The 19044-nt window shown below is 71.5% G+C and carries 14 protein-coding genes; 11 read left to right on the plus strand and 3 right to left on the minus strand.

Going from position 1 to position 19044, the window contains the following annotated elements:
* Window positions 1–61: 61 nt before the first annotated feature.
* From AB3M34_RS01700 to AB3M34_RS01720, 5 genes are all read left to right on the plus strand, one after another.
* Window positions 62–406 carry an STAS domain-containing protein gene (locus AB3M34_RS01700; protein ID WP_370617348.1) on the plus strand — a complete coding sequence of 115 codons (345 nt, stop codon included), beginning with the start codon at window positions 62–64 and terminating at the stop codon, window positions 404–406.
* Between the two features lie 184 nt (window positions 407–590).
* The gene (locus AB3M34_RS01705; protein WP_370617349.1) at window positions 591–3107 is read left to right on the plus strand and encodes a sodium-translocating pyrophosphatase; all 2517 of its coding nucleotides are present in this window, start codon (window positions 591–593) and stop codon (window positions 3105–3107) included.
* A 95-nt stretch (window positions 3108–3202) separates the two neighbouring features.
* Window positions 3203–4687, plus strand: a complete 1485-nt coding sequence (locus AB3M34_RS01710) for a DUF7059 domain-containing protein (protein WP_370617350.1) — start codon at window positions 3203–3205, stop codon at window positions 4685–4687.
* A gap of 113 nt (window positions 4688–4800) precedes the next feature.
* Window positions 4801–7596: a type I DNA topoisomerase gene (gene topA / locus AB3M34_RS01715; protein ID WP_370617351.1), complete on the plus strand. Its 2796-nt coding sequence runs from the start codon at window positions 4801–4803 to the stop codon at window positions 7594–7596.
* Between the two features lie 2 nt (window positions 7597–7598).
* Window positions 7599–8294, plus strand: coding sequence for a hypothetical protein (locus AB3M34_RS01720; RefSeq protein ID WP_370617352.1), 696 nt, complete (start codon window positions 7599–7601; stop codon window positions 8292–8294).
* Between the two features lie 21 nt (window positions 8295–8315).
* Here AB3M34_RS01720 and AB3M34_RS01725 read toward each other — a convergent pair whose 3' ends face one another.
* Genes AB3M34_RS01725 through AB3M34_RS01735 form a run of 3 tightly spaced genes read right to left on the minus strand, consistent with a single transcriptional unit; the run spans window position 8316 to window position 11198 of the window.
* The gene (locus tag AB3M34_RS01725; RefSeq protein ID WP_370617353.1) at window positions 8316–9692 is read right to left on the minus strand and encodes a flavin monoamine oxidase family protein; all 1377 of its coding nucleotides are present in this window, start codon (window positions 9690–9692) and stop codon (window positions 8316–8318) included.
* Between the two features lie 55 nt (window positions 9693–9747).
* Window positions 9748–10416, minus strand: coding sequence for a response regulator (locus tag AB3M34_RS01730; RefSeq protein ID WP_370617354.1), 669 nt, complete (start codon window positions 10414–10416; stop codon window positions 9748–9750).
* Complete coding sequence (locus AB3M34_RS01735; protein ID WP_370617355.1) at window positions 10413–11198, minus strand: sensor histidine kinase; 786 nt, start codon at window positions 11196–11198, stop codon at window positions 10413–10415. Before AB3M34_RS01735 ends, AB3M34_RS01730 begins: the two co-directional genes overlap by 4 nt.
* A gap of 189 nt (window positions 11199–11387) precedes the next feature.
* On the opposite strand from AB3M34_RS01735, the gene AB3M34_RS01740 reads away from it, so the two are divergent.
* The 6 genes from AB3M34_RS01740 to AB3M34_RS01765 are packed head-to-tail and all read left to right on the plus strand — an operon-like array spanning window position 11388 to window position 19025.
* Complete coding sequence (locus AB3M34_RS01740; RefSeq protein ID WP_370617356.1) at window positions 11388–12350, plus strand: ATP-binding cassette domain-containing protein; 963 nt, start codon at window positions 11388–11390, stop codon at window positions 12348–12350.
* Window positions 12347–13171 carry an ABC transporter permease gene (locus AB3M34_RS01745; RefSeq protein WP_370617357.1) on the plus strand — a complete coding sequence of 275 codons (825 nt, stop codon included), beginning with the start codon at window positions 12347–12349 and terminating at the stop codon, window positions 13169–13171. Before AB3M34_RS01740 ends, AB3M34_RS01745 begins: the two co-directional genes overlap by 4 nt.
* Window positions 13168–14427, plus strand: a complete 1260-nt coding sequence (locus AB3M34_RS01750) for an FAD-binding oxidoreductase (RefSeq protein ID WP_370617358.1) — start codon at window positions 13168–13170, stop codon at window positions 14425–14427. The genes AB3M34_RS01745 and AB3M34_RS01750 overlap by 4 nt, the downstream gene beginning before the upstream one ends.
* A 2-nt stretch (window positions 14428–14429) precedes the next feature.
* Window positions 14430–15617 (plus strand): low temperature requirement protein A, encoded by a 1188-nt coding sequence (locus tag AB3M34_RS01755; protein ID WP_370617359.1) that lies wholly within the window; start codon window positions 14430–14432, stop codon window positions 15615–15617.
* Between the two features lie 25 nt (window positions 15618–15642).
* Window positions 15643–17871 (plus strand): dTMP kinase, encoded by a 2229-nt coding sequence (tmk, locus tag AB3M34_RS01760; protein ID WP_370617360.1) that lies wholly within the window; start codon window positions 15643–15645, stop codon window positions 17869–17871.
* Window positions 17868–19025, plus strand: coding sequence for a DNA polymerase III subunit delta' (locus AB3M34_RS01765; RefSeq protein ID WP_370617361.1), 1158 nt, complete (start codon window positions 17868–17870; stop codon window positions 19023–19025). Before tmk ends, AB3M34_RS01765 begins: the two co-directional genes overlap by 4 nt.
* Window positions 19026–19044: the final 19 nt, after the last annotated feature.

Genomic DNA, 19044 nt, shown 5'->3' on the forward strand with positions numbered 1-19044 from the left:
GTCTCACAGGTCTCGCGTGGTTGAATGGCAAGATCCCCCGCCGACGAAAGCAGGCCGCTGCGTGGATCTCTCCCTCGATGTGCGACCCCTCGACGGTTTCCAGGTCGTCGAGGTCGCGGGTGAGATCGACGTCTACACCGCGCCCCGGCTGCGTGAGGCGCTGGCGGACCTCATCGAGAGCGGTCACCACTTCGTGATCGTCGACGTGGAGAACGTCGACTTCCTCGACTCCACGGGCCTCGGCGTCCTGGTCGGGGGGCTCAAGCGGGTCCGCGCCAACGACGGCACCCTCGACGTCGTGTGCACGCGCGAACGCCTGCTCAAGATCTTCGAGATCACCGGTCTCGCGAAGGTCTTCGGCATCTACGCCTCCGTCGACGACGCTTTCGGCGCGCACCACTCCTGACCGGCCGGACCTCCCTGGCGGTGTGGCCTGCGCCGCGTCCGGATGCGGCGTCGCGCCTGACCGTCCAGACTCTGGTCACCAGCGAAATTCTCCCTAGCGAAATGGTTGTGGCTCAGGTCACATTGCTGGTTGTCTGTTCGGGCACGCCCGAGCCCAGCGCATTCCGTGCCGAGGAAGGATCCGTATGTCGTACGCCCCCCTGGCTGCATCCGAAGACTTGTCCCTGACCGGGGCCAACCTCACCCTCGTCGTCGTGGTCGCGGCGATCGCGGTCGTGGCGTTGGTGATGGCCGCCGTATTCCGCAAGCAGGTCCTCGACGCCGCCGAAGGCACCGAGAAGATGCAGGAGATCGGCCGCGCCGTCCAAGAAGGCGCGTCGGCCTACCTCGCCCGCCAGTTCAAGACGCTCAGCGTCTTCGTCGTCCTGGCGTTCCTCCTTCTGTTCATCCTTCCCGGCAGCGCCGAGATCCGGGTCGGCCGATCGATCTTCTTCGTCGTCGGCGCCCTGTTCTCGGCGACGATCGGCTACCTCGGCATGTGGCTCGCGGTGCGCGCCAACGTGCGGGTGGCCGCCGCCGCTCAGAACGAGGGCCGCGACCCGGCGATGCGGATCGCCTTCCGAACCGGCGGATTCGTCGGCATGTCCACGGTCGGGCTCGGACTCCTCGGCGCCTCGGTCGTCGTCCTCATCTACAAGGGGGACGCCCCCTCGGTGCTCGAGGGCTTCGGCTTCGGGGCGGCGCTGCTCGCCATGTTCATGCGTGTCGGCGGCGGCATCTTCACGAAGGCCGCCGACGTCGGCGCCGACCTCGTCGGCAAGGTCGAGCAGGGCATCCCGGAGGACGACCCGCGCAACGCCGCCACGATCGCGGACAACGTCGGCGACAACGTCGGCGACTGCGCAGGCATGGCAGCGGACCTCTTCGAGTCGTACGCCGTGACCCTCGTCGCCGCCCTGATCCTCGGCTCGGTGACCTTCGGCGAGCAGGGCCTCGTGTTCCCGCTGATCGTGCCGGCCATCGGTGCGCTGACGGCGATCCTCGGGGTCTTCCTCACCAAGCCCCGTGCAGGTGAGGGCGGTCTGACGACGATCAACCGCTCGTTCTACATCTCGGCGATCGTCTCCGCGATCGCCTGCTCGATCGCCGCCTTCCTCTACCTCCCGTCCAGCTCGGACGACCTCGACGGTGCGGGCGGCACGACCTTGCTCGAGGGCCTGTTCTCGCAGGTCCAGGGCATCGAGCAGCCGGGCAGCTTCAACCCGCAGGTCGTCGCGGTCGTGGCGGTCCTCATCGGCATCGTGCTGGCCTCGGTGATCCTCGCGCTCACCGGCTACTTCACCGGCACCGACCACCGTCCCGTCAAGGACGTGGCCGAGACGGCTCTGACCGGTCCGGCGACCGTCATCCTGTCGGGCTTCTCGCTCGGCCTGGAGTCGGCGGTCTACACGGCGCTCGTGATCGCGGCCGCGGTCTACGGCGCGTTCCTGCTCGGCGGCGGCGCGGTCCTCGTCTCGCTGTTCGCCGTCGCCCTCGCCGGCTGCGGGCTCCTGACGACGGTCGGCGTGATCGTCGCGATGGACACGTTCGGTCCGGTCAGCGACAACGCGCAGGGCATCGCCGAGATGTCGGGTGACGTCGACGAGAACGGCGCGCAGATCCTCACCGAGCTGGACGCGGTCGGCAACACGACCAAGGCCATCACCAAGGGCATCGCCATCGCGACGGCGGTGCTCGCGGCGACGGCCCTGTTCGGCTCGTTCACCGACATCGTCGGCGGGGCGTTCGAGGACGTCTCGACAGGCATCACCAGCCTCACGACCGGTGAGTACGTGGGCCTCCTCGGAGTCCTCAACATCGCCGACCCGAACAACCTCGTGGGCCTGATCATCGGCGCGTCCGTGGTGTTCCTCTTCTCGGGGCTCTCGATCGCCGCCGTCGGCCGTGCTGCCGGCGCGGTGGTGTACGAGGTGCGTCGCCAGTTCCGCGACATCCCCGGGATCATGGAGGGCACCGGTCGCCCCGAGTACGGCAGGGTCGTCGACATCTGCACCCGCGACTCGCTGCGTGAGCTCGCGACACCGGGCGTGCTGGCGATCTTCGCCCCGATCGCGGTCGGGTTCGGCTTCGGGATCTCGGCGCTCGGCGCCTACCTGGCCGGCGCGATCGCCACCGGCACGCTGATGGCCGTCATGCTCGCCAACGCCGGTGGTTCCTGGGACAACGCCAAGAAGCTCGTCGAGGACGGCCACCACGGGGGCAAGGGATCCGCCGCCCACGAGGCGACGATCATCGGCGACACGGTCGGAGACCCGTTCAAGGACACCTCCGGCCCGTCGATCAACCCGCTGCTCAAGGTGATGAACCTGGTCGCCCTGCTCATCGCACCGGCCATCGTGACGACGTCGTTCGGCGAGGACGCCAACGCCCCGCTGCGCTACGGCATCGCGGGCGCCTCAGCCGCCATCATCGTCGCGGCGGTCGTGGTCGCCAAGATGCGCCGGAGCCACATCTCGGACGACCCAGGTTCGAACGACACGCCCCCGGGTGGCAGCGGCGGTGACGCCGAGCCGGACGAGCGGACGCCGTCGGGCGTCGACTACGAGCCGACCAGCGACGAGGACCGCGAGCCCCGTCACGGTCCGGTCCCGAACGCGCCGCAGTACGATCAGTCGGGCTGGCAGGACCCGCGACCGGTGTAGGAGGGACACAGGTCGTGTGGACCGGAGGGCCGTACCCCTGGGTGCGGCCCTCCGGCACGTCCGGAGCCGTCGCGCCCCCCACCTAGGGTGGGGGCATGCTCCGAGACTCCGACGCCTCCGCCCTGCGCGCTGCCCTGCGCGCCGCCCCGTACACGGTCGACGCCGTCGCGGAGCTCCTCGGCGCCGACGCCCACCGGGCGCTGATGCGCAACGAGACCACCCCAGCGCGTCGCCGGACGGCCGACGGCTCACCTCTGTCGACCTTGACCCGCCTGTTCGCCCTCCAGCTCCCGGTCTCACTCGACGAGGCGGAGCGTGCACTCCCGGGCCTGATCGACCCACTGTCGGTCGCCGGCGTCCTGGAGCGGTCGGTGGGGGAGGTCGCCGCGCGCGTCGACCTGCGGGCGTACGGGGACGACCATCACGACTGGTGGGTCGTCTGCGACCTGACCCCGGGGCTCGACGGCAGCCCGCGCACCGTCGGCCCCGAGCACGTCCTCGGCATCAGCGAGGCGTCGTCGTCGCTGGCTCAGCTGACGGTGCGCGAGCCGGTCGGCAGCGCCCTCGACCTCGGCACCGGCTGCGGCGTGCAGTCGCTGCACCTCGCCTCCCACGCCGGCCGCGTCGTCGGCACGGACGTCAACCCGCGAGCCCTGGCGATGGCGCGCGCGACCGCCGCGCTCAACGCGGACGACCCGTCGTCGCCCGCCTTCGAGGTACGTGACGGCAGCCTCTTCGACCCGGTCCGCGGCGAGCGCTACGACCTGATCGCGACCAACCCGCCCTTCGTCGTCTCGCCCGCCACCGGTGAGCGGCTGGTCTACAGAGACTCCGGGCTCCCCGGCGACGAGGTCGTCCGCCGCATCGTGACGGAGGCACCTTCGTACCTCAACCCCGGCGGCTGGTGCCAGGTCCTCGCCAACTGGGTCCACGTCGAGGGCCAGCCCTGGACCGACCGGATCACCGACTGGCTGAGCGGCACCGGGTGCGACGCGTGGGTTCTGCAGCGCGAGGTCGCAGACCTTCCCACGTACGTCGAGATGTGGCTCGCCGACGCCGGGCTCCAAGGTGCACCGGACTACGTGCAGCGGTACGACACGTGGCTGGGCTGGTTCGAGGAGCAGGGCATCGAGGCGATCGGTTTCGGCTGGCTGAGCCTGCGCAACACCGGCCGTGACGTGCCCCTGCTGCGCCTGGAGGAGTGGCCGTACGAGATCGAGCAGCCGATCGGCCCGCACGTCTCGGCGTGGGCGGCGCGCACCGACGCGTACGGCGCCGCGACCGACGACGAGCTCCTCGCCGCGCACCTGGTCCAGGCCGACGGGCTGGTCCAGGAGACCATCGGCCCGGCGGGTGCGGCGGACCCCGAGGTCATCATGGCGCGGCTGCAGCGAGGGGTGCGTCGGGCGCGGCAGCTCGACACCGTCGAGGCGGGCCTGGTCGGCGCCTGTGACGGCGATCTGTCCGTCGGGCAGATCATCGACGCGCTCGCCCAGATCCTGGGCCACGACGCCGCGCAGCTGCGGGCCTCGACGATCCCGACCGTACGGGCCCTGGTGGCCGACGGCTACCTGCACTGACCCGGGTGCCGCCCGCCACTGCGTGACACCTGTTCTGCGGGCCAGCCCACGCATCCTTGCCGACACGCGCTACCTTGGCCGCGTCGCGCCTATGCGACACGCTGCGGCCTGCCATGAGGCGGCGCGGCATCTGTCCAGGACCAGGAGCACCGAGCAACGTGACCTCTCTCGTCATCGTCGAGTCGCCGAAGAAGATTGCCCAGATCGCCGGCTATCTCGGCAAGGGCTACGTCGTCGAGGCGTCCTTCGGGCACGTCCGCGACCTGCCCAACGGCGCTGCGGAGGTGCCCGCGAAGTACAAGGGTCAGCCGTGGGCCCGTCTCGGTGTGGACGTCGAGGGCAGCTTCGACCCGGTGTACGTCGTGCCGGCGGACAAGAAGGCGCAGATCACCAAGCTCAAGAAGCTCCTCAAGGAGTCCGACGAGCTCATCCTCGCGACGGATGAGGACCGCGAGGGCGAGGCCATCGCCTGGCACCTCGTCGACGAGCTGAAGCCGAAGGTCCCGGTGCGCCGGATGACCTTCAACGAGATCACCCCGCAGGCCATCGCACACGCGATCGAGAACACCCGCGACATCAACACCGACCTCGTCGACGCCCAGGAGACCCGCCGGATCCTCGACCGCCTCTACGGCTACGAGGTCAGCCCGGTCCTCTGGAAGAAGGTCATGTCGGGCCTGTCGGCCGGGCGCGTCCAGTCCGTCGCGACGCGCATGGTCGTGGAGCGCGAGTGGGAGCGCATCGCGTTCCGCGCCGCCTCGTACTGGGACCTCGACGCCCGCTTCGACGCCGGTGCCGGCAAGGATCCGCGGGTCTTCCCCGCCCGTCTGCTGTCGGTCTCCGGCGCCCGCGTGGCGCAGGGCCGCGACTTCAGCTCCGAGGGCCAGCTCACCAACACCGACAAGGTGGTGCACCTCGACGAGACCGCCGCCGCTGCGCTGGCCGAGGGCCTGCGCGAGCAGACCTTCACCGTGCAGTCGGTCGAGTCCAAGCCGTACACCCGCCGCCCGTACGCCCCCTTCCGCACCGTCACGATGCAGCAGGAGGCCGGACGCAAGCTCGGCTGGGGCGCGCAACGCGCGATGCAGGTCGCCCAGCGCCTGTACGAGGGCGGCTACATCACCTACATGCGTACCGACTCGACCACGTTGTCGCAGACGGCTCTCAACGCCGCGCGGGCGCAGGTCCGTGAGCTCTACGGGCCGGACTACCTGCCGGACGCGCCGCGGACGTACGCGTCGAAGGTGAAGAACGCGCAGGAGGCGCACGAGGCGATCCGCCCGGCGGGCGAGTCCTTCCGCACACCTGCGGAGACGGGCCTGTCCGGCGACGAGTTCCGCCTGTACGAGCTGATCTGGATGCGCACGATGGCGTCGCAGATGAAGGACGCACGGGGCAACACCGTGACCGTTCGCATCGGCGCGACGGCGACGTCGGGCGAGGAGTGCGTGTTCACCTCGTCGGGCCGCACGATCACCTTCTACGGCTTCCTCAAGGCGTACGTCGAGGGTGCGGACGACCCCGAGACGGACTCCGACGACAAGCAGACGCGGCTCCCCGACGTCGCCCAGGGCGACACGGTGACCGTCGACGCGCTCGACGCGTCCGGCCACACCACCAAGCCGCCGGCCCGCTTCACCGAGCAGACGCTGATCGGCGAGCTGGAGAAGCGCGAGATCGGCCGCCCGTCGACCTACGCGTCGATCATCCAGACCATCCTCAACCGCGGCTACGTCTACAAGAAGGGCACGGCGCTGGTCCCCTCGTGGGTGGCGTTCTCGACCGTGCGGCTGATGGTGCGCCACTTCGAGCGGCTCGTCGACTACGACTTCACCGCGATGATGGAGGACGTCCTCGACGAGGTCGCGGCGGGTCGCGAGGAGCGGTCGAACGTCCTGCACGGCTTCTACTACGGCGGCAAGGACGAGGACACCGGTCTCAAGCGCCTCGTCGACGACCTCGGCGACATCGACGCCCGCGAGCTCTCGACCTTCGAGCTCGGTGACGGCGGCGAGGGCATCGCGCTGCGGGTCGGACGCTACGGCCCGTACCTCGAGGGGCCCGACGCCGACGGCGTGCTGCAGCGGGCGAACGTCCCCGACGACCTGCCGCCGGACGAGCTGACGCTGGACAAGGCCAAGGAGCTCCTCGCGAACCCGGCCGGTCAGGACCGCGAGCTCGGCACCGACCCGGCCACCGGGCGCGTCGTCGTCGCGAAGAACGGCCGCTTCGGACCGTACGTGACCGAGGTTCTGCCCGAGGACGCACCCAAGAAGGAGAAGCCTCGTACGGGGTCGCTCCTCAAGTCGATGGACCTCGACACGGTGACGATCGACGACGCGGTCAAGCTGCTCGCCCTCCCGCGCGTGGTCGGCAGCGACCCCGAGACCGGTGACGAGATCACTGCGCAGAACGGCCGCTACGGGCCGTACCTCAAGAAGGGCACCGACTCCCGCTCCCTGGAGACCGAGGAGCAGATCTTCGACATCACGCTGCCGGAGGCGCTGGCGATCTATGCACAGCCGAAGCAGCGTGGGCGCCGCGCGGCCGCCGCGCCGCTCAAGGAGCTGGGCGAGGACCCGGAGTCCAAGAAGCCGGTCGTCGTGAAGGACGGGCGTTTCGGTCCGTACGTGACCGACGGCGAGGTCAACGCGACGCTGCGCAAGGGCGACGAGGTGGACACCATCACGCTCGCGCGGGCCGCCGAGCTGCTCGCGGAGAAGCGCGCGAAGGGCCCGGCGAAGAAGACGACCCGCAAGGCGCCTGCCAAGAAGACGGCCGCGAAGAAGGCGACGGCCAAGAAGGCTCCGGCGAAGAAGGCCGCCGCGAAGACGGCTGCCAAGAAGACGACGGCCAAGAAGGCTCCCGCGAAGAAGACGACGGCGTCGACAGCGACGCCGGAGTCCTGAGCGTGCGGCGGGCTCTCGCCACGCTGGCCGCGGCCGGCGTGCTGCTGGCCGGTTGCGGCGCGGAGGACGCCCCTGCCGACGGGAGCGCCTCGACGGCGCCGGCGGCCGACGACACGACCTCGTCGGCGCTGCCCGAGGTGGATCCGGGCGGCGACGTCGACCTGCAGGGATTCAGCACCCCGGAGGAGCTCGCCGAGGCGGTCCCGGTGGTCGTGCTGGGCACGGTCGCCTCGTGGGAGGAGGGACCGACCGTCGTCCTGGACGAGGGAGCGGACGGCGAGCGTGCGCCGTACGCGGTTCTCGTCGTCACGGTCGACCAGGTCGTCAAGGACCGCGACGGCGTCGCGACCGGCAACACCATCGCCATCCCCGTACGCCTCGACGGCGACGACCTCGCGTCCTACGAGGAGCGCGCTCCCGAGGGATCCAACGTGGCGTTCCTCGGCGGTGAGGACGTCGGGCTCTCGATGTTCGGTGGTCCCGGTGAGGCGGCGATCGACAACCCGGACGCAGGCTCCGGCGACGGCAGCGCCCTCCTGTGGGGCGAGGTGCAGGGCGTGATCGTCGAGACCGGCTCGGGCGAGCTCCTCAACGCCGACTCGTACGCTCGCGGCGCCTTGTGGTCCGAGATCGCCGAGCTCCCGGCGGGTGAGCAGTTCGGCATGCTCGCGCAACGGCTGATGGCCGTACGCGGCTGAGTGACGGACGGCGGCGCGCGCCTACGGCAGCAGGGCGAGCACCTCGGCGGCGGCGCGCTCGCCTGACGCGATCGCGCCGTCGACGTAGCCGCACCACCGCTCGGCGGTCTCCGTCCCGGCCCAGTGGATGCGCCCGACCGGCGTACGGAGCGCGGAGCCGACCTGCGTCCACGCACCCGGCGGCAGGTGGGCGCCGTAGCAACCGCGGGTCCACTCCTCGGCAGTCCAGTCCTTCGCGAGATAGCCGACCGGCTCCATCGCCTTCGGGCCGAGATGGCTCGCCAGCCCGCGCAGCACCGCGTCACGCGCGCGGTCGGCGTCCATCGACCCCAACCGTACGGAGTCCTCGCCGTCGACGAGCACGGTCAGGACGCCGTACGGGCTGTCGGACGGGTTCGTGTCGAAGACGACCTTGGTCGGGCCCTGGTCCGTCGTGATCTCGCCGGACAGCGCCGCATCGCGCCAGAACGGTCGCCGATAGACGACGTGGACCTTCACGATGCTGCCGTGCGGCATCCGTTGGGTGAGGAGCGTCCGGTCCTGCGGGAGCCCGGGGAGGTAGTCGATGCTCGAGGCCAGCGCCGGCGGCACGGTGACGACGACCCGGTGCGCCGTGGTCGCGCCCGACTCGCTGTGGACCGAGACACCGTCCTCGTCGTGGAGGATCGTGCTGACCGGCTCGTAGAGGCGTACCCACTGGCCGAGGCCCTCGGCGAGCCGCTCGGCGACCTGCTGCATGCCGCCGACGACGCGTGCGTCCTGGGCCCCGCCACCCGTCGTCAGGAGGTGGAGCAATCCACCGCCGGACCGTGCGTAGAACAGCACGTGCAGGAGCGAGACGTTCTGGGGGGCGGTCGCCAGCACCGCCTCGCACGCCAGCCGGAAGTAGTCGCGGCCCTTGATCGTGAGGCAGGTCCGCCGGATCCAGCTCTCGAAGGTCTGCGCGTCGTAGCGGGTGGCGTGCTCGCCGCGCCACGGTGCCTCGACGTCGACCTTCTCCGCGGCTGCCGAGAACCGGAGCATCCCCTGCGCGACGTCGGCGGTGGTGACGGGGTCGAACGGCCGGGCCGCGTCGGTGTAGCGCCGCGCCTTGCCGCGCATCGTCATCAGTGCGTCGCCGGGGCGGGTCTGGGGCGCCGTGGTGAGTCCGAAGCGCGCCAGCTCGGCGAGCAGGAGGTCCTGGTCAGGAGCGACCCAGCCGGCGCCGGAGTCGACGAGCAGGTCCGGGAGCGGCTGGGACTCGGCCTCGACGGCCGGCACGGGCTCGGTGAGCGTACGCCCGCCCACCCGGCCGCGCGCCTCGAGCACGACGACGGTTCGACCGGCGGCGCGGACACGGTCCGCCGCCACCAGCCCGGAGACCCCGGCTCCGACCACGACCACATCCACGTTCGCCACGCGACGATCCTATGCAGGTGCGGCTGCCGCCCGCTGGGCGCTCGCGCGTCCGGGCTCAGGCCTCGCGATCACGAGGCTGCACCAGACCTGCCTCGTACGCGAGGACGACGAGCTGCGCACGGTCGCGCACCCCGGTCTTGGTCATCGCGCGGCTCACGTGCGTCTTCGCCGTGGTCGGGCTGATCACGAGGTGCTGGGCGATCTCGTCGTTGCTGAGTCCGCGGCCGACGAGCGCCACGACCTCGCGCTCGCGGTTGGTGAGGGCGTCGAGCGTCTCCGTCTCCACCACGTCGGCGGGGCGGGCCACGAACTCGCTGATCAGGCTTCGCGTGACACCGGGCGACAGGAGCGCGTCGCCGTCAGCCACGACCCGCAGCGCCTGGATCAGGTCGGCCGGCGCCGTGTCCTTCACGAGGAACCCGCTCGCCCCGGCCCGGAGAGCGTCGAAGACGTACTCGTCGAGCCCGTAGTTGGTGAGGATCACCACGCGTACGGCGGCCAGGCGCGGGTCCGCGACGATGCGCCGCGTGGCCTCGATGCCGTCGAGCACGGGCATCTGGACGTCCATGAGGACGAGGTCGGGCCGCTCCTCGAGGGCGACGGCCAGGGCGCGCTCGCCGTCGCCGGCCTCGCCGACGACCTCGATGGAGTCCTCCGCGTCGAGCAGCGCGCGCAGCCCCGTACGGATCAGGGGCTGGTCGTCGACGAGCAGCACCCGGATCACGAGGACGCCTCGGCCTCGCGGGTGAGGGGCAGGTGCGCGACGACCGAGAAGCCGCCGTCCGGTCGGCGCCCGGCGCTGAGATGCCCGCCGAGCGCGTTCGTCCGCTCGCGCATCCCGATCAGTCCCAGCCCCGGCCGGGCGGCCGCGGTGGGCGGACCGGGCCGCCCGTCGTCGTCCACGCGGACGGTCACCGCGTCCGCGGCGTACTCCACGACGACACGGGCCTCGGTCGCACCGGCGTGCCGCGCGACGTTCGTGAGGGCCTCCTGCACGATCCGGTACGCCGCAGAGTCGACGTCTGCGGGCACGAGCCGACGGGTCCCCGAGACGCGCAGCAACGGTTCGATGCCCGTGTGGCTGCTGCGGGCGATCAGGCGGGGGAGGTCGTCCAGGCCGTACCCGTTCGCGTGGTCGTCGCGGCGCAGGACGCCGAGCGTCTCGCGCAGCTCGCGCGACGCGTCGCCGGCCGCCTCCTGGATCGCCGCGAGCGCGACCGGCACCTCCTCGCCGCGCTTGCGCGCCAGGTGCGCGGCGACCCCGGCCTGCATCGTCACGACCGAGATGCTGTGGGTCAGCGAGTCGTGCAGCTCGCGGGCGATGCGCAGCTGCTCCTCGGCGACACGACGCCGCAGCACCTCCTCGCGCACGCGCTCGGCCTCCGCGAGCCGTTCTTCGAGCGCCGTCATCCGCGCCCGCCACTGGTATGCGGCGGCGACGGCCACGAAGCCCGAGACCATCCAGCCCGCCGCGTAGAAGCGTCTCCACCCTCGGTCTGTACGCACCCACGCACTGTAGGCGACGAACGGGCCGGTCCACATCCGCCGAGTGGTGCACGCCCGACGTCATCCCGGGGGAGTACGTGGCGCTCGCGCGCACCCCGTACGAGGGCCGTCGAAGTGCCGTCTCCCGGACGACGCGCCGGACCCCACCCGAGGCAGAGCCTGGAGCTCCGACGAACAGAGGAGGACGTCATGGGTGACGAATCCGCGGAGCCGGCGATCGAGACGGTGGGGCTGAGGAGGTCCTTCGGCGCGACGTGCGCCGTCGACGGCCTGGACCTCACCGTCCCGCACGGAGGTGTCTACGGGCTGCTCGGCCCGAACGGCGCGGGCAAGACGACGACAGTCCGGCTGCTGGCCACGCTCCTGCGCCCCGACGAGGGATCGGCCCGGGTGCTCGGTCACGACGTGGTCGCCGACCCGATGGCGATCCGGCGTGACATCGCCCTGACCGGGCAGTTCGCCTCGGTCGACGCCGACCTCACCGGAGCGGAGAACCTGATCCTCCAGTGCGGTCTGCTCGGACGCTCCCGTCGCGCAGCACGCGAACGCACCGAGGAGCTGCTGGCCGCCTTCGGGCTGGAGGACGCGGCGGATCGACTCGTACGGACCTACTCGGGCGGGATGCAGCGGCGTCTCGACGTCGCCGCGAGCCTGGTGCGTACGCCCCGCCTCCTGTTCCTCGACGAGCCCACGACCGGGCTCGACCCGCGGAGCCGACGGCAGGTCTGGGACGTCGTACGCGAGCTGGTGGCGCGCGGGACGACCGTGGTGCTCACCACGCAGTACCTCGACGAGGCCGACCAGCTGGCCGACCGGATCGGTGTCGTCGCGCGGGGTCGCCTCGTCGCCGCGGACACGCCGGACGCGCTGAAGCGTTCGGTGGGCGGTGACGTCCTCGAGATCCGCGTCGCGGCGGTGTCGGAGGCGCCGCGCGTCGCCGAGGTGCTCGCCGGCTTCGTCGACTCAGGGACACCGGCGTGGTCGGCGAGCGACGACGGTACGGCGGTGCTGTCGGTGCCGTTGACGGTCCCGGTCCGGCGGGTCCTCGACGCCGTCGGCGACGCAGGGACGACGTTGGCCGGCTTCGACGTCCGCCGCCCCACGCTCGACGAGGTGTTCCTCGCGCTGACCGACGAGGCGGTGCCGGCATGACCACGACGACGCCCGCCGCACCCACCACCGTGCTGGCGAGCCCGAGCGACGAGTCGACGGCGGCGACGGCGACCACCGCCGTACGCCTGTTCGCGTGGCGTTCGCTCCTCAAGCTGCGACACACGCCGGAGCAGGCTGCCGACGCGATCCTGATCCCGGTGCTCTTCACGGTGCTGTTCACCTTTCTCTTCGGAGGGGCGCTCGCCGGGTCACCGCAGGAGTACCTCCAGTTCCTCCTGCCGGGCACGCTCGTCATGGCGATCCTGCTGATGACGGTCTACGGCGGGCTGTCGCTGAACACCGACGTCAGCCGCGGCGTCGTCGATCGCTTCCGTTCGCTGCCGGTCTGGCAGGCCGCGCACGTGGTCGGCACGCTCGCCGGGGACGTCGGGCGCTACGTCGTCGCGGCGGCGCTCGTCGTGCTGCTCGGGCTCCTGCTGGGCTGGCGGCCCGACGGCGGTGCGTACGGCGTCGTCGCCGGTGTCGGGCTCGCCCTGGTGTTCGCCTACGCGCTGTCCTGGGTGTGGGCGTCCATCGGTCTCCTCGCGCGCTCGCCGGAGTCCGTCGCGATGCTGAGCTTCCTCATCCAGTTCCCGCTCACGTTCGCGAGCAACGCCTTCGTCGACCCCGACACCATGCCCGACTGGCTGCAGGTGTGGGTCGACGCGAACCCCGTCAGCCTCCTCGTGACCGCCGAGCGCGGTCTCTTCGCGGGGACGGCCGACCTGGGTGACATCGCCTGGGTCCTGGCCTCGTCCGTGGCGCTCGTCGCCGTCCTCGCCCCTCTCACCCTCCGCCTCTACCGAAGGAGATCAGCATGAACTCGTACGGCGCAGCCGACACCGTGGTGCACGCCCGTACCGCCGCCGACGTCGCCGGGGCGATCCATCACGCCCGCGACACAGGCATCGCCCTCACCGTGCGCAACGGCGGGCACAGCATCGCCCGGCACAGCACCGCGCACGGAGGGCTTCTGCTCGACGTCCGCGGGCTGAACGGCATGACCGTCCTCGACCGCTCACAGGGGCTGGTCCGGGTCGGCGCCGGCGCCACCTGGGGCCTGGTCGCCAAGCGGCTCGCGCCGTACGGGCTGGCGATCAGCGCGGGCGACACTGCGAGCGTGGGCGTCGGCGGGCTGACCCTCGGGGGAGGCATCGGCTGGATGGTGCGCCGCTACGGTCTGGCGATCGACGCCGTGGTCGCGGCCGAGGTGGTGACCGCCGACGGCAGGGTGCGTACCGTCGACGCGCGTCACGACCCTGACCTCTTCTGGGCGCTGCGCGGGGGCGGCGGCAACGTCGGCGTCGTGACCAGGCTCGACTTCGTCGCCGCCCGCGTATCGGAGGTCGTGACGGGTTCGATCGCGTACGACCCGGGTGAGCCCCACGCCCTCGTACGGGGATGGCGTGACCACCTCCGGGCCAGCGACGACCGGCTGACCACGATCCTGTCGATCGTGCCCGAGACACCGGCGGGACCACCGCGGACGGTCGTCCAGTGGTGCTTCTCCGAACCGGACCGTGCCGCCGCCGAGCGGGCGACCGCCGGTCTGCGCGAGATCGCGGGTGTGGTCGCCGACGACACCGCCGTCGTCCCGTACGCCGACGTCCTGGAGGAGCACGAGATGCCCGAGGGCATGCAGGTGGCGATGCGCAACGCGCTGGTGCCGGCGCTGTCCGACGACTGCATCGACGCCGCGCTGGCGCTCCGCGGCGGGGCGCCGACCGTGGTCGCGTTCCGCGGCCTCGGTGGTGCGCTCGACTGGGTCGCGCCGGACGCGACCGCGTTCGCGCACCGGGACGCGGAGGCCATGGTCCTCGCGGCGCGGATGGCACCACCGGGGGCGCCCACACCCTCGTTCGACGCACCGACCGACGACTGGGCCGCCGTGGCGCGGCACGGGACCGGTGCGTACGTCGGGTTCCTCGACCAGGCCGGACCGGACGACGTCGCGAGCGTCTACCCTCCGGCGACGTACGCGCGGCTCGCCGCGGTCAAGGCAGCGTACGACCCGGGCAACCTGTTCCGGCGCAACCACAACGTCGTGCCGGTACGGGAGGGCGCACCTACGCTGTAGCGGTGCCGAGGATCATCGCGCCCCGCCTGACCGGGCTGTCCCCGCGCGACCCGGACGAGCAGCACCGAGCCGCGACACCGCTGGAGCTGCTCACCGACCTGTGCTTCGTCGTCGCGGTGGCCCAGGCGTCGACGCAGCTGCACCACGCCACGAGCGAGGACCACCTCGCGTCCGGGCTGGTCCACTACCTGCTCGTCTTCTTCGCGATCTGGTGGACGTGGCTGAACTTCGCCTGGTTCGCGTCGGCGTACGACGACGACGGGGTCGCGTACCGGCTGCTCACGATCTTCCAGATTGTGGGCTCGCTGGTGATCGCCGCCGGCATCCCGCGCATGTTCGAGGGCGACTTCCTGCTCGGCGTGGTCGGCTACGTGATCATGCGCGTCGGGCTGGTCGTCCAGTGGCTGCGTGCCGCCGCCGGCGACCCGGAGCACCGGACGACGTGCCTGCGGTACGCCGGCGGGATCGTGGGGGTCCAGCTCCTGTGGATCGTGTTCCTCCTCCTGCCCGAGAGCGAGCAGCAGGTGCTCGTCTTCCTGGTGCTGGCAGCCCTCGACCTCGCGGTGCCGATGTGGGCCGAGCGTGCGGGGCGTACGACCTGGCACGCGCACCACATCGCCGAGCGCTACGGGCTGTTCTTCATCATCGTGCTCGGCGAGACGATCCTCGCGGTCACGGTGGCCCTCCAGCAGGCGCTCGACGAGCACGACCTCGACGTGGACCTCGTGCCGGTGGCGGCCGGCGGCGTCCTGATCGTCTTCTCCGTGTGGTGGCTGTACTTCTCCCGCGACGACGCGGCCCGTCTGGAGCATGCCCGCGGGAGCGGTCTGGAGTACCTGTGGGGCTTCGGCCACTACGCGGTGTTCGCGTCGGCGGCGGCGATCGGCGCGGCGCTCGCGTCACGGGTCGACGTGCTCACCGACCACGGCGGGTCCGCGACGGCCAGCGCACGGCTGCTGTGCCTGGCGGTGGCGGTGCTGCTCACGGTGATGTGGCTGCTGAAGGTGCTGCCCGACGACCGTTCGCTCGCGACCAGCGCCCGTTGGGGCATCGCGGTGGTGCTCGTGCTGGCGCTCGCCGGGGTCGAGGGTCCCGAGCTGTGGGTCGGTGTGGTGTGCGTCGTGCTGCTGTGCACAGAGCTCCTCTCGCAGGCGCGGAGCACGGATCGAGGTGCACCGGGCCCCGCGTGACGGCTGTGCTGGATACCCTGGCCACGTGGGAGACGATCCGGCAGGCACTGCGGCCGACACTGAGACGACCGGCATCCGTGCAGTGATGAGGATCCCGGCGTTCCGCCGGTTCTGGGCGGCGCTCGGCGTCGCGTCGCTGGCGGACTGGATCGGCCTGCTCGCGCTGACCGCGTTCGCCAACGACATCGCGACCGGCTACGCCGGCAAGAACTTCGCGATCGCGGGCGTCCTCTTCGCCCGTCTCGCGCCCGCGCTGGTGATCGGCCCGTTCGGTGGCTACGTCGCCGACCGGCTCGACCGGCGTCTCGTCCTGACGACCGGCCTGTTCCTGCGGGCCGTCATCTTCGCGAGCATCCCGCTGGTCGGCACTCTCTGGTGGCTGCTGGTCGCGACCGTCCTCATCGAGGCGGTCAACGCGGTCTGGATGCCGACCAAGGACGCCACGGTCCCGACGCTCGTCTCACGCGACCAGCTCGAGGACGCCAACCGCATCAACCTGGCCACCACGTACGGCTCGGCGCTGCCGGCGGCGGTCCTCTTCATCGTCGCCACCTTCGCCACCAAGGTCGTGGACGGACTGTCGCCGGTGACGATCCCGCCGGTGGACCCGGTGATGTACGTCGTCGCGGCCGCGTTCGCGATCGGCGGCTTCATCTTCCTCGGCGTCCGCGGCATGCCGTCGGGTGGTGCCGTCCCCGAGGACGAGCAGGTCGGCATCTTCCGCACGATCGGCGACGGCTGGGCGTACGTCTTCAAGACCCCGCTCATCCGCGGCCTGGTCGTCGGCATCGTCGGCGCATTCGCGTGCGGCGGTGTCGTGATCGGTCTCGGTCGGGTGTTCGTCGGCGACCTCGGTGCCGGCGACCCCGGCTACGGCACGCTGTTCGGCGCGGTGTTCCTCGGCCTCGGCCTCGGCATGTGGCGCGGCCCGTCGGTCCTCCCGCAGGTGAGCCGACCGCGGCTCTTCGGTGTCGCGCTGTTCGGGGCCGGCATCGGCCTGTTCGTCACGGCACTCGTCCACAACATGGCGCTGGTCTCGCTGCTCGTCATCGTGGTCGGCTTCTGTGCGGGAGTCGCCTGGATCACCGGTTACACGCTGCTCGGCCTCGAGGTCGACGAGCAGATGCGCGGCCGGACCTTCGCGTTCGTCCAGTCGATGGTGCGGCTCACGCTCGCTGCGGTGCTGGCGATCGCGCCGCTCGTGTCCGGCGTCATCGGCTCGCACACCGTGCAGATGCGCGACCTGGGCCAGTACACGTACACCGGGTCCCAGATCACGATCCTGATCTCGTCGCTGTTCGCGATCGTGTTCGGTCTGCTCGCGTTCCGTCAGATGAACGACCGGCACGGGCTCTCGTTCATCGCCGAGGTCCGCCAGGATGCGCGGACGGCTCCGGCCTACTCGCAGAGCGGCCTCTTCATCGCCTTCGAGGGCGGTGAGGGTGCGGGCAAGTCGACGCAGGCCTGGATGCTCGCGGAGGCGTTGCGCGCCGACGGATACCGCGTGCTCCTCACCCGCGAGCCGGGCGCGACCGAGGTCGGCGCCACGGTGCGCTCGATCGTTCTCGACCCCGCGACGGGTGAGCTCTCCCCCCGCACGGAGATGCTCCTGTACGCCGCCGACAAGGCCGAGCACCTCCGGCAGGTCGTCTCGCCGGCGCTGGAGCGTGGAGACATCGTCATCACCGACCGCTACGTCGACTCGACCCTCGCCTACCAGGCAGGCGGACGCGGCCTCGACCTCGGAGAGGTGGAGTTCGTCGCGCGCTGGGCGACGTCGCGGCTGCGCCCCCACCTGACGGTCCTGCTCGACGTCGCCCCCACGCTCGGGCGTTCGCGATTCGGTGAGGCCGACCGGCTCGAGGCGGAGCCCGAGGAGTTCCACCAGCGGGTCCGCGACACCTTCCTCGAGCTGGCGTCCAAGGACCGCGACCACTACATGGTCGTCCGCGCAGACCGCGGCGTCGTCGACATCGCCGACGCGGTGCTCGACCGGCTCCAGCCCCTGCTGGGCCACGTCGTCCGTGTGATCGAGCCGATGCGGCCGCCACCGGCAGGTTCGCCGTTCGAGCACCGTCCGTCGCCGGTCGCGCCGTCCGGGATGGGCGACGGAGGATCGTCGCGCGCACCGGTCGACCCCTCCGCCCTCGAGGAGCACGTCGAGTCGGTCGAGCAGGCGTTCCGCGGGTTCGGCGAGTCCGAGCGCCCGGACGAGCCGCGCTCGCAGGCTCGCGCTCCTCAGGACGAGCGATGACGGTCTGGGACGACCTGGTCGGCCAGGACGCGGTCGTCGACACGCTGCGTACGGCCGTGGGCGCCGCGCAGGAGCGGCTCGCCGGAGGCCCTGGCGGGGCGATGACGCATGCGTGGTTGTTCACCGGTCCTCCCGGGTCGGGGCGCTCCAACGCCGCGCGTGCGTTCGCGGCCGCGCTGCAGTGCCTCGAGGGTGGCTGCGGTGTGTGTCGAGCCTGTCGTACGGCGTTGGCCGGCGCGCACCCCGACGTCTCCCTCGTCAGCACCGACGGCCTCAGCATCGACGTCGCCGAGGTGCGCGAGCAGGTCCGGCTCGCGGCGCTGCGTCCCAGCGACGGGCGGTGGCAGGTGGTCGTGGTCGAGGACGCCGACCGGCTCACCGAGAAGGCGGCCGACGCGCTGCTCAAGAGTCTTGAGGAGCCGCCCCCTCGTACGGTGTGGATGCTGTGCGCGCCGACGGCCGAGGACGTGATCGTGACGATCCGCTCGCGCTCGCGTCAGGTCGTCCTCCGTACGCCGCCGGTCGCCGCCGTTGCGCAGATGCTGGCCGTCAGGGAGCAAATCTCTCCCGACCTGGCGCTTCAGGCGGCCCGTGCCGCCCAGGGGCACGTCGGCCGGGCGCGCGCACTGGCGACGAAAGAAGCAGTCCGCGAGCGCAGGCGAGCGGTGCTGGCGATCCCGGGTTCGCTGACGTCGATCGGCGCCTGTCTCGATGCTGCCGCGACGATCACGCAGACCGCCTCGGCCCAGGCCGACGAGGTCGCCGAACGCCTGGAGGACACCGAGCGCGACGCGCTCAAGATGGAGTTCGGCGTCGAGGACCGAGGGCGTCGTCCGGCCGGCTACGCCGGTCGGCTCGGCGCGCTGGAGAAGGACCACAAGCGTCGCCGGACGCGCATCGCCCGCGACTCGATCGACGGTGTGCTGATCGACCTGCTGTCCTACTACCGCGACGTCCTCGCGACGCAGACGGCCCCAGGAGCCGAGCTGGTGAATGCCGACGTCGCCGACGGTGTGCGGCGACTCGCGGACGCCGGGACGGCCGAGCAGACCCTCGTACGCATCGAGGCGATCCTCGCGTGCCGCGAGGCCCTCGAGGCCAACGCCGCACCCCAGCTCGCGCTCGAGCACCTGCTGCTCCAGCTGCGACTCTGAACCCTCAGCACTCCCTGTG

It is taken from the genome of Mumia sp. Pv4-285, from assembly GCF_041320275.1.
GTDB lineage: Bacteria > Actinomycetota > Actinomycetes > Propionibacteriales > Nocardioidaceae > Mumia > Mumia qirimensis.